Genomic DNA, 10,793 nt, shown 5'->3' with positions numbered 1-10,793 from the left:
ACCCAACAATTTCAATGGTTTATGTTGGGTGTCATTCTTCCACCCAACCTACAAATGGCATTTTTGCGTAAGCCTTATAAAGATAAAATTTGATAAATTGCTATCCAAAAGTAAGAGTTTTTGTGTTAAAAACCCCAATAATAAATAATTTAACCCAATTAAATATTTAATTTAAACTTTAATATTGAAATAAATTATTAAAAAATAATTACAAAAAGAAACGGTTATTCGACCGCCAATCCGTTATGATAACACCATGCAATCAATGTCAATCCAGCCATACCTTATTATTTAATGTTATACCACAATCTATATTTCAATTTAACTCTCATTTCATAATTATCAAGGAATTACCATGACACAATCAAATGCACTATCGACCCTACAACAAGTTGCAGAAACTCGCCGTTCGATTTATGCCCTTAACAACCAACTACCTGTATCAAATGACGAAGTGGTCAAACTGGTCGAACATGCCATTTTACACACCCCATCATCATTTAACTCACAATCGACTCGCATTGTCGTGTTGTTTGGTCAAGACCACGAAAAATTGTGGGACATGACCAGCGATATCTTGCGTAATATGGTCAATGACGAAGAAAAATTTAAAGCCACTGCCGACAAAATGGCAATGTTTAAAGCAGGGGCAGGCACGATTTTGTTCTACGAAGATACCAAAGTTATCAAAGGCTTACAAGAAAACTTCTCAGCGTATGCCGACAACTTCCCAATTTGGGCAGAACACAGCAACGCCATGCACCAATACGTGATTTGGAATGCGTTGGCTTCACTAAATATCGGTGCAAACTTACAACATTACAGCAACCTAGTCGAGCAACCTGTTGCCCAAGCGTGGGGCGTGGATGCTGACTATAAACTGATTGCCCAAATGGTATTTGGTGGCATTGTTGCCCCTGCTGGCGAAAAAGCCTTTGAACCAATCGAAAAACGTTTGGCTGTTTTTGGCAAATAAAGGGTTTGGGAAATAATGGGAGTTTGTTAAAAATACCCCCATCAACCAACAAACCGACACAAAAAGCCAATGTTAAACAACATTGGCTTTTTCAATGATTGATAAAAGATACAAAACCATACACCCCTATACAAAAATTTAATTTACAAGCCCCCAAGATATCCTCATAATTCCCTCAAAAGCAAAGCTCTTAGCTGACTAACTTATTTTTGAGGAAGTATTATGAAAAGCATGAAAAATCTCGTATTAGCCACCGCAGTTATTATCGGCTCTACCAGCCTCACAGGCTGTGGTTACAACACCATGCAAGCACAAGACGAACAAATCAACGCCTCATGGTCAGAAGTTATCAACCAATACCAACGCCGTGCCGACTTGATTCCAAACCTTGTGAAAGTTGTCGGACAATATGCCCAACACGAACAAGCCACCTTGACCCAAGTCACCCAAGCACGCTCGCAAGCCACGACCATTCAAGTCACCCCAGAAGTGCTAAATGACCCAGAAACCTTCAAAAAATACCAACAAGCCCAAGACCAATTAAGCGGTGCGTTATCACGTTTGATGGCAGTGTCAGAGCGTTATCCAGACCTTAAAGCTGACCGTCAGTTCCAAGAACTACAAGCCCAGCTTGAAGGCACAGAAAACCGCATCACCGTGGCTCGTGGTCGCTATATCCAAGACGTACAAGGCTACAATACCACCGTGCGTCAATTCCCAACCAACTTAACCGCCAAAGTCTTTGGTATGCACACACGCCCTAACTTTACCGTGGCAAACGAAGCCCAAATTTCAACCGCTCCAACCGTGGACTTTGGCAACAACACAGGCACTGCCAACACAGGTACAGCCACCGCACAGCCTAATGCAGGCGGTCAGCCAGTTGTCGCTAATCCAAATACCGCCAATGCAGGTGGACAACCTGTTGGTAACACCGCTAATGCAACAGCGAATTAAGCCTAATCGTATTAAACACATCAAGTTGGGCTTATTCAATAAGCCCCTACTTTTTGAATTTTAAAGAAATAATGTCTGTAGGGGCGTATTGCATACGCCCAAGCCCTCGAACTATTATTTCTGATTTAATTCATCAAGTCATTGGAAAAATTTAGCCATTTTAAGGAATCATTGGTGGGATATTTAAAGGCACAGGCAAATTCAACCGCTTTAGTTGGCTCGGAAAAACGACCGCTTTCCAAGTTACGCAACTCACTGATGCTGTCTATGGCAATGGCATTGCCCATGCCCATGCTGTCGCCTACTGTATGGGCAGAAACCGCCACCGCCCACCAAGCGACTGCTAACCACGCCAACGCAACTGCCACGGCTACGGTCAATTCTACCAATTCTGCGACTAGCAAAAACCAAGCCGTGACCTCAACCACCGTTGAGGATATGGTGGCGATTTCCAAAGTTGGACAACAAAACGAAGCCGTTAATGATGCGGTATTGGGCAATGAAGCCATTCGAGATACGCTCGGCAATGATGCCTTATTTCCCAACGCATCTGCCAACTCAGCCAATGCCAATGGGTCAGCCAATGGCACATCAAGCAATTCTGCCAATGCCAATTCCACAGCAACCACCACCCCACGCCAATCCACCCAAGCCCCTGTTTCTGCGGATAAACTGATTCTTAATAATCCAGTGATTGACGAAGCAAGGGTATTATCGCCCAGTGATAAGCAAGCCCTTGAGCAGAAATTGCGTGGTATTCACCAACGTGGTTTGGCTCAAATGGCAGTGGTGCTTGTGCCGACCACCAATGGGCAAGATATTTTTCAGTATGCTATGCAAGTGGCGGATAAATGGCAACTGGGCAATAAAGACACCGATAACGGCTTGCTGATGGTCATGGCGATTAATGACCGCAAAATGTATATTCTCACTGGTTATGGGCTAGAGGGGACGCTTCCTGATGCCATTACCAAACGGATTATTAGTGAGGATATTCGTCCTTATTTTCAGCAAGGTGACTATGCAGGCGGTATCAATGCAGGGATTAACCGCATTGAAGAACGCCTCACCACTGACCCCACGGTCTTAAAGCAAGCCGATGCCCAGCAACAAACCCAACAAGACATTGGCGGTATCTCGCCGATTGCGTTGGCGATTTTTGGTTTTGTGTTGGGAACGATGTTGACTGGGATGCTAGGGCGTTTTTTAGGGTCGGTCGTGACTGCAGGGGGCGTGTTGGTTGGCGGTACACTGTTGGGGGCAGGATTTTTTGCCAGTTTGCTAATTGCGGTGATTTTATTTGTCATTCTGCTCGGTCGAGGCGGTAGCAATAACCGTGGTGGTCGAGGCGGTGGTGGGGGCATTGTTTTCTTGCCACCGATGGGTGGCGGTGGAGGCTTTGGCGGAGGCGGTGGCTTCGGTGGGGGCGGTTTTAGCGGTGGCGGTGGTGGCTTCGGCGGTGGTGGGGCAGGCGGTGACTGGTAAATTTGAATATAAAGGTTAATAAATGAAATTATTTAAAAATCCGTTTAAAAAAATTCCTAATAACAGCAATTTAGCGTTGTTGGATAGCATTTTAAACCAGTATAAAAGCCAAATCGGTAATGACCAAAATCATACTGATAATCCTTTTCCTATTTTTAAACTTTAATTGATTTGAACATGACTGCACCGAATTTGCCATCCGACTTGACCGCTAATACGCCTACCACGACTGCCAATGCCACGGCTGATTCGCCTGTGGTGGAAGCCGTTCAAGAAACGCTTAACACCGATACCATTGCCTACACTTCGCCTGTCGCTCATGCCACGCTTGGCAAACCCAGTTGGGCAAGGTGGTGGCGACAAGTGACCTTTGTGCCGATTTTACATAACCGCTGGTTTACCGCACAGGGACAGCAACGCCTCAATCAAGCCGTGAGAGAGGCGGAAATAGGTCATCGTGGCGAGGTGTTTTTGGTGGTGGAAAATCACCTACCGCTAGAGATTGCTCGCACGCATAACAGCCGTGACCGTGCCATACAGGTGTTTGCGGATTATCGAGTATGGGACACGGCAGACAATACAGGCGTGTTGGTATACCTGAATGTGTGTGAACATCGTCTTGAGATTGTGGCTGATAGGGGTATTAATAGCCATGTCATGCCGACCTTGTGGCAAGCCCTATGTGACAAGGCGATTGAAGGGCTAAAGGCAGGCAAACAGGTGGATAGTTTGGTGGCATTGTTGCAGGATATTGGGCAGTTGCTTCGCCAGCATTATCAACTGGAAAATGATATTCGAGGTAATGAGTTGAGTGATGAGATGGTTTTTTTACGTTAATGGGATTGTTGAGTTTTAGGTGTGATTTAGACACTTTTATTATAAAAAATAAAATCCCTTGTATTATTAAGGGATTAACAGTGCTATAATAGCACTTTTTTAAAGTGTAGTAATTTGTTATTTTTATTTATTCTTTATAGTTTTATACGAAAATTTTATCAAAGATAATGATTACTACGTTTCAATATATCATTTGTAGTTATCAACTTATACATTTTATACGATTGTAATGTCATCGTCATCATGTAACTGGGCTATATTGCCAGTTGGGGAACATTATGCACATCACGGTTTTATACCAAAATCAAGTGGTATCATTAGCAATTGTCTGTACAGCATTAGGTCGAGAAGCGTTAAACCAGCATTTATTAACGCCCCGTGAACGTCAACTATTATTGTTATTGGATAAAAATAGCAATACCAGTGAGCAGGTCGTGGCTCATTTATTGCAAAAAATTAACATTCCCAAGCTGTCTGAGCAGGGACTAATCAAATATCAGATTGATGCTTCAACTGATAAAATGGTCAACCAATTTCCGCATTCATCCTTGGTACAGTTAAATTTTAACACGCCCAGTTATCAGAAATATGACAAAACAGAAAATAAAGACCTAAAAAATTTTTTGGCGACCTATTCTCATCTACATGATGATGAAATTATTAATGTCATAGAAGTCAATGAATCCCCAACAGTTAAAGAACAAATAAATCATAGCGAATCCACCCCTACCATTGAGTTTAACGCCCCACCAATTAAGATGCCACAAGCTGTGCCAACCCATTTTGAGGACATTATGATTGTTCAAACCTTGTTAAACCAATCATAAATAATGTCGGCATATCAATGAATAAGCTAGCTAATCGAGTATTGCGTTGCCCATTGTGTCATAGTGAGTTGATGCCTATGGCAAAAACATGGCAATGTACTGGTGATAACTCGCAAAACAATCCACAAAGCAACTCACCAAATCGCCAACATAGCTTTGATGTTGCCAAACAAGGCTATGTCAACTTATTGCCTGTCCAACATAAAAAATCCAAAAATCCAGGTGACACCGAGCAAGCGGTGTTGGCTCGCCAGCGGTTTTTGTCGGCTGGGTATTATCAAGTATTGGCGGATGGATTACAAGATTTTTGTCAACAATTTATCAGCGATATCCCACAGCGTAACTGGCTAGATATTGGCTGTGGCGAGGGCTATTATACTGAGCGATTTTTGCAACTTTCACCCAAACATTTGCTTGCTTTAGATATCAGCAAATCGGCGGTCATCGCCACTGCCAAACGCCTCAAGCCGTTTTTGGCGACCCAAGCCTGCTATCCGATGGTGGCTTCGGCTTCGCAAGTGCCTGTATTTGACCAATCGCTGAATGTGATTAGTTCGATTTTTAGCCCAATTTTACCCAATGAATTTGCAAGGATTTTGGCAGATAATGGGCAAGTGATTATTGCCAAACCAGCTCCCAATCATTTGGTGCAAATGCGTGAAGCCTTATTTGAACAGGTGCAAGCCCATGATTCGGATAAATTTATTGATGAAATGGCAAGTCATTTTACCTTGGGCAAAGAACAGCGGATTACCCATCAAATTACGGTGAATAGTGAGGCATTGGCGGATGTGTTGACCATGACCCCTTATACTTACCGTGCCAAACCTACCAATCGCCAAGCGTTAATGCAACGCTGTGAGCAATTGGGAGAGTTGGCATTGACGTTGGATTTTGTGATTTATGGGTTTAATAAACGCTGATTCTAACTTACGCCCTCGGATGATGTTTGGCATGTAATTCTTGCAAACGAGCGGTCGCCACATGGGTATAAATCTGCGTGGTCGATAAATCACTATGCCCAAGAAGCATCTGCACACTCCGCAAATCCGCCCCATGATTGAGCAAATGTGTCGCAAACGCATGACGAAGCGTATGCGGTGAAATTTCGGTTTCAATGCCTGCTTGGGTGGCGTAGCGTTTGATGGCATACCAAAAATTTTGCCGTGTCATATAACCGCCTTGTTGGGTCAAAAACACCGCTTGGCAATGGCTCTCTCGCCCACTTTTTTGTAGGGTTAATAGCGGGCGAGCGTTGAGTAAATACCGCTGTAACACATCCAATGCCACTTCACCCAATGGCACAAGCCGTACTTTTTCGCCCTTACCCTTGACTTGAAGCCAGCCTGCATTGAGATTGACCTCGCTGAGGCTTAGATTCATCAGTTCTGACACCCGTAAACCACAGGCATATAACACCTCAAGCATGGCTTGATCACGCAGTCCAAGCGGTGTGGTGGTATCTGGGCTAGCTAATAAGGCTTCGACATCGGCTTCGGATAAGTCTTTGGGTAGATTGCGTCCGATTTTTGGGGTGCGAATGGGTTCACAAGGGCTGTCTTCTCGCACGCCTGTTTGGATTTGCCATAAAAAAAACTGACGTAATGCGGATAATGCCCTTGCTTGGCTACGTGCGGTTTTGCCTTGTTGGTATAACGTTCCCATGCAGTGTAGTACCGCTTCGCTAGTCCATTGGGGCAGGGCTTTGGGGTGGGTGGTTTCGCAGGTCAATAGGTCACGCAAATAGGCATTACGAGTATTGGTCGATAGCCCTCGTGCCACCAAATGTTGACGAAATTGCTGAAGATAAATAGGCTCATCAACAATCTTGAGAGCCGTGGGTTTGCGTGGGTGATGGGCTTTGGTTTGGGACATGATTCGCCATCCGTTATTGTATGGCTTCGGTCATTACATAAAACATTTGTTCTTGTTGAGCCAGCAAGAGATCATCAATGGCTTGCTCTAAGGTTTTGGCAGGTTTGGGTTTTTTGACCACGGCTTCTAAGGTGTCGTATAGCTGAGAAATCAGTGAAAAATTACTTTGTAATAAATAACTTAATACCACCTCATTTAGCCCTGTGACCTCAATATCCAATGAGGTTTTACAGCGGATTTCACCATCAAGCATATCCAGCTCAAGATTGCCAATCATCAAGTCATAATTCAAATAATTAACCACGGCTAACATATCCGAACGGTGATTTTTTGGCACAGTAAAGGGCAGAATACTATATATAGATAACAGTTGTTGATTGCTAAAATAGCGTAACATACAGCCCCACTCATGGGTTTGGTCGGATACTTGCATGGTGTAATGATGCACCGCTTGTGGTTCATCGGCTTTAGGCGGATGATACATAAAATGATAGCCCAATTGTTCCAATAAATATTCAATATCATCCGATGATGGTAATTGGGTCAAATCCACATTCATCTCATTATTTTTAAGGAACAACGGACTCGTATTGGTGGGATTAGCACCAATATTGACATTATCAAGCGTGATACCATGACTAGCAGAAGATACGTCAAGGTTATTTTTATTTGGGTTATTATTATCAGTCGGCAGTTGAGGCGTTACACCCAATAGCTTTTTTAAGCGTTGCCATAGACTTTGAGTAGATTTCGGCATAATCAATGTTACAATAACAAACTATTAATCATCATAGCACACAAATTCACCATTGGGGCTGATTTTTATAAACCATTGGTCAACTTTACGATATAATAGGCGATTTGATGACATAAATAACCCACTATCATGCTCCAATCGCCTGCCATGACCCAATTGCCTTCTTCGATGCTAACGGCTGTCGAGCCACCAGTAACCATTCCATCCTCGGCTGTGAGTGGTTTGTTAAACTGCCAAAATCTCACCGTCCAACGGAGTGAATTTCCGCTATGCGAAGGGGTGAATTTGACCCTCAAAGCTGGGGATATTTGTCATTTGATTGGCGAAAATGGCACAGGCAAAACCACCTTTATCATGCAGTTGGCAGGGTTGATTCCGATTATTGAAGGGGAAATTTTTTGGCAAGGGAAAAAAAGCCTGCCCATTCAGCCGTTATTTATCGCCCACCAAATTGGCATTCATCTGCAACTTACCGTTGAGCAAAATCTACGCTTTTTATTAGCATTATATGGGATTACCCCCACGTTTGATGAGCTTGACCAAGCCCTTGATTGGGTGGGATTGGCAGGGTATGAAGCCATTCCTTGCTATCAATTATCCGCAGGGCAGACTCGCCGAGTTGGTTTAACACGGCTGTGGTTTGGGCTAAACAATGTGCAGAGCCAACCCTTTTGGCTACTTGATGAGCCACTCACTGCCCTTGATGTCAACATGATTGCCAAAATTGAAACGCTATTGCAAGATTTTGCCAATCGTGGTGGTGCGGTACTATTGACCAGTCACCAAGCGGTGGGCGTGGCGAATAAACAACTGGATTTGACAGATTATATGGTTTAATTTTCCTTAGAAATTACACATTTTTATAGACTGTAGGTTGGGTTGAGTTTGCGAAACCCAACGTTACCAAGCGTTTATATTGGCTTTCATACTTCGACCCAACAAATGATTTTTTTGCGTAAGTCCTAAAATGAAAAGATAAAAAATGACACAATCGACCGCTTTACCCCTACCCACCATTACGTTTTCCCAATTTTGGCAACGTGAATGGCAAATCAAACAACAAAATAAAGTCCAATGGCTGTATCCGTTGGTATTGTTTTTAATCATTATTACCCTGTTCCCGCTGGCGATGGGGACAGAGCCGAACTTGCTAAAACAACTGGGTGTGCCTGCGGTGTGGATTGCAGGGCTATTGTCGCTGATTATGGGGATGGATAGCCTGTTTCGTCCTGCATTGGATAATGGTACGCTCGCCCAACTGGTGGTGGCTCGTGCGTCATTGCCTGTGTGGGTGTTGGTGCGGTTGGTGGTGCATTGGCTCACGAGTGCAGGCATGGTGGCGATGTTGGCATTTTTGGCAATGCCGTTGTTTGGTTTGTCGCTCAATAGTACGGTGGCGTTAGCGATGTCAATTGTGGTTGGTAGTCCGATTTTATTATGCCTGTCAGCGATTGCCAGCAGTTTGACCTTGTCGCTCAAAAGTGGGGCGGTGCTTGTGCCGTTGATTGCGTTACCGATGCAGTTGCCTGTGTTGATTTTTGCCACTGGGGCAGTGGGGCAATTGGCGATGGGTCTGAATGGCTTGCCGATTTTGGCATTACTATTGGCAGGGAGTATTGTGGCGGTGATTGTCACCCCATTTGTGATTGCCTTTAGTTTAAAATTGGCGTGGTTAAGTTGATGCTTGATAAAAAACCTCACAATGTTGTGAGGTTTTTTAATGCGGATAAGATTAAGCCGTTTCGTTAAACAATTCACGACCAATCAGCATACGGCGGATTTCGCTAGTACCTGCACCGATTTCATACAGTTTGGCATCTCGCCAGTAGCGACCCATTGGGTATTCGTTGGTATAGCCATTACCACCGAAGATTTGAATGCCTTCACCTGCCATCCAAGTGGCTTTTTCGGCAGTCCATAAAATCACGCTGGCACAGTCTTTACGCACTTGACGCACATGGTCAGAGCCAAGCATATCCAAGTTTTTACCCACGGTATAAAGGAAACTACGACCTGCTTGCAAGATAGTGTACATATCCGCTACTTTACCTTGAATCAATTGGAATTCACCGATTGACTGACCGAATTGTTTGCGGTCATGGATATACGGAATGACGTTGTCCATCACGGCTTGCATGATACCGATAGGACCTGCGGCAAGTACGGCACGCTCATAGTCCAAGCCACTCATCAATACTTTTACGCCATTGTTTAAGCCACCCATGATGTTTTCGGCTGGTACTTCGACATTTTCAAATACCATCTCGCCTGTGTGACTGCCACGCATACCGAGTTTGTCAAGTTTTTGGGCGGTAGAGAAGCCTTTCATGCCTTTTTCGACCAAGAAAGCGGTAATGCCTTTTGCCCCAAGTTCTGGGTTGGTTTTGGCATATACCACCATCACGTCTGCATCAGGGCCGTTGGTAATCCACATTTTTGAGCCGTTCAGCACATATACGCCGTCTTTTTCTTCGGCACGGATTTTCATGCTAGTCACGTCCGAACCTGCACCCGTTTCGCTCATTGCCAATGCACCGATGAATTCACCACTGATAAGTTTTGGCAAATATTTTTGCTTTTGGGCTTCTGTGCCGTTGCGTTTGATTTGGTTGATACATAGGTTTGAGTGTGCGCCATAGCTTAGGGCGACTGAGGCAGAGGCACGGCTGATTTCTTCCATCGCAACCATGTGTGCGACATAGCCCATGTCCACGCCACCGTAGCTTTCAGGTACTGTGATACCGTGAAGACCTAAGTCGCCCATTTTTTGCCATAAGTCCATTGGGAATTGGTCGGTGCGGTCAAGTTCGGCAGCACGAGGGGCGATTTCGGCATCGGCAAATGCTTTGACGGTTTCACGGAGGGCGTTGATGTCATCGCCGAGTTGGTAGTCGAGTCCTAAATTCATGGTGAAGTTCCTTTTTAGTGGATAAAGTGTGTGGTGGGCGTTCTTTGTCGCCGTGAAATAAAGCGATAATTTCATCGGCAAACGCATTATCAAAATTCTCTGGTATGCTAATTTTGTCTTTTAGCGTTCCCATTTGGCGTTTGGGTTGTTTGTTTCGTAATGTCATAGTTG

Annotated in this window: 12 protein-coding genes; 8 read left to right on the top strand and 4 right to left on the bottom strand. The window is 44.3% G+C overall.

Annotated elements, in window-relative coordinates:
* Positions 1-355 precede the first annotated feature (355 nt).
* The 6 genes from ACK1U4_RS10790 to ACK1U4_RS10765 all read left to right on the top strand — a co-directional run bounded on the left by ACK1U4_RS10790 (position 356) and on the right by ACK1U4_RS10765 (position 6,005).
* Positions 356-976, top strand: coding sequence for a nitroreductase family protein (locus ACK1U4_RS10790; RefSeq protein ID WP_419401700.1), 621 nt, complete (start codon positions 356-358; stop codon positions 974-976).
* 222 nt (positions 977-1,198) lie between these two features.
* Positions 1,199-1,933, top strand: coding sequence for a LemA family protein (locus tag ACK1U4_RS10785; protein WP_419401699.1), 735 nt, complete (start codon positions 1,199-1,201; stop codon positions 1,931-1,933).
* A gap of 174 nt (positions 1,934-2,107) precedes the next feature.
* Complete coding sequence (locus ACK1U4_RS10780; RefSeq protein ID WP_419401698.1) at positions 2,108-3,418, top strand: TPM domain-containing protein; 1,311 nt, start codon at positions 2,108-2,110, stop codon at positions 3,416-3,418.
* A 177-nt stretch (positions 3,419-3,595) separates the two neighbouring features.
* Positions 3,596-4,255: a TPM domain-containing protein gene (locus ACK1U4_RS10775; RefSeq protein ID WP_419401697.1), complete on the top strand. Its 660-nt coding sequence runs from the start codon at positions 3,596-3,598 to the stop codon at positions 4,253-4,255.
* A gap of 278 nt (positions 4,256-4,533) precedes the next feature.
* Entirely contained in the window at positions 4,534-5,082 is a 549-nt protein-coding gene (locus ACK1U4_RS10770) for a hypothetical protein (protein WP_419401696.1), read from the top strand.
* A gap of 17 nt (positions 5,083-5,099) precedes the next feature.
* Complete coding sequence (locus ACK1U4_RS10765; protein WP_419401695.1) at positions 5,100-6,005, top strand: putative RNA methyltransferase; 906 nt, start codon at positions 5,100-5,102, stop codon at positions 6,003-6,005.
* 7 nt (positions 6,006-6,012) lie between these two features.
* Here the strand turns inward: ACK1U4_RS10765 and xerD are convergent, their stop codons facing one another.
* Positions 6,013-6,957, bottom strand: coding sequence for a site-specific tyrosine recombinase XerD (gene xerD, locus ACK1U4_RS10760; protein ID WP_419401694.1), 945 nt, complete (start codon positions 6,955-6,957; stop codon positions 6,013-6,015).
* Positions 6,958-6,970: 13 nt separating this feature from the next.
* Positions 6,971-7,714, bottom strand: a complete 744-nt coding sequence (locus tag ACK1U4_RS10755; protein WP_419401693.1) for a YbjN domain-containing protein — start codon at positions 7,712-7,714, stop codon at positions 6,971-6,973.
* A gap of 129 nt (positions 7,715-7,843) precedes the next feature.
* On the opposite strand from ACK1U4_RS10755, the gene ccmA reads away from it, so the two are divergent.
* On the top strand, positions 7,844-8,551 hold the full coding sequence (ccmA, locus tag ACK1U4_RS10750; RefSeq protein ID WP_419401692.1) for a heme ABC exporter ATP-binding protein CcmA: 708 nt from the start codon (positions 7,844-7,846) through the stop codon (positions 8,549-8,551).
* A gap of 145 nt (positions 8,552-8,696) precedes the next feature.
* A complete protein-coding gene (locus ACK1U4_RS10745) occupies positions 8,697-9,395 on the top strand; it encodes a heme exporter protein CcmB (RefSeq protein ID WP_419401691.1) in 699 nt (232 codons plus the stop codon).
* Between the two features lie 51 nt (positions 9,396-9,446).
* Here ACK1U4_RS10745 and ACK1U4_RS10740 read toward each other — a convergent pair whose 3' ends face one another.
* Both ACK1U4_RS10740 and ACK1U4_RS10735 read right to left on the bottom strand, forming a co-directional pair.
* Positions 9,447-10,622, bottom strand: coding sequence for an isovaleryl-CoA dehydrogenase (locus ACK1U4_RS10740; RefSeq protein ID WP_419401690.1), 1,176 nt, complete (start codon positions 10,620-10,622; stop codon positions 9,447-9,449).
* Positions 10,588-10,788, bottom strand: a complete 201-nt coding sequence (locus tag ACK1U4_RS10735) for a hypothetical protein (protein WP_419401689.1) — start codon at positions 10,786-10,788, stop codon at positions 10,588-10,590. Before ACK1U4_RS10735 ends, ACK1U4_RS10740 begins: the two co-directional genes overlap by 35 nt.
* Between the last annotated feature and the right edge of the window lie 5 nt (positions 10,789-10,793).

The organism is Moraxella sp. TY6 (assembly GCF_048551375.1).
GTDB lineage: Bacteria > Pseudomonadota > Gammaproteobacteria > Pseudomonadales > Moraxellaceae > Faucicola.
The sequence above is the reverse complement of the archived record's forward strand: the minus strand, read 5'-3'. Positions and strand labels throughout refer to the sequence as shown.

Coding starts and splice junctions, on each gene's coding strand:
- ACK1U4_RS10745 (WP_419401691.1), top strand. CDS start 8,697: ATGACACAATCGACCGCTTTACCCCTACCCACCATTACGTTTTCCCAA.
- xerD (WP_419401694.1), bottom strand. CDS start 6,957: ATGTCCCAAACCAAAGCCCATCACCCACGCAAACCCACGGCTCTCAAG.
- ACK1U4_RS10740 (WP_419401690.1), bottom strand. CDS start 10,622: ATGAATTTAGGACTCGACTACCAACTCGGCGATGACATCAACGCCCTC.
- ACK1U4_RS10765 (WP_419401695.1), top strand. CDS start 5,100: ATGAATAAGCTAGCTAATCGAGTATTGCGTTGCCCATTGTGTCATAGT.
- ACK1U4_RS10790 (WP_419401700.1), top strand. CDS start 356: ATGACACAATCAAATGCACTATCGACCCTACAACAAGTTGCAGAAACT.
- ccmA (WP_419401692.1), top strand. CDS start 7,844: ATGCTCCAATCGCCTGCCATGACCCAATTGCCTTCTTCGATGCTAACG.
- ACK1U4_RS10735 (WP_419401689.1), bottom strand. CDS start 10,788: ATGACATTACGAAACAAACAACCCAAACGCCAAATGGGAACGCTAAAA.
- ACK1U4_RS10775 (WP_419401697.1), top strand. CDS start 3,596: ATGACTGCACCGAATTTGCCATCCGACTTGACCGCTAATACGCCTACC.
- ACK1U4_RS10770 (WP_419401696.1), top strand. CDS start 4,534: ATGCACATCACGGTTTTATACCAAAATCAAGTGGTATCATTAGCAATT.
- ACK1U4_RS10785 (WP_419401699.1), top strand. CDS start 1,199: ATGAAAAGCATGAAAAATCTCGTATTAGCCACCGCAGTTATTATCGGC.
- ACK1U4_RS10755 (WP_419401693.1), bottom strand. CDS start 7,714: ATGCCGAAATCTACTCAAAGTCTATGGCAACGCTTAAAAAAGCTATTG.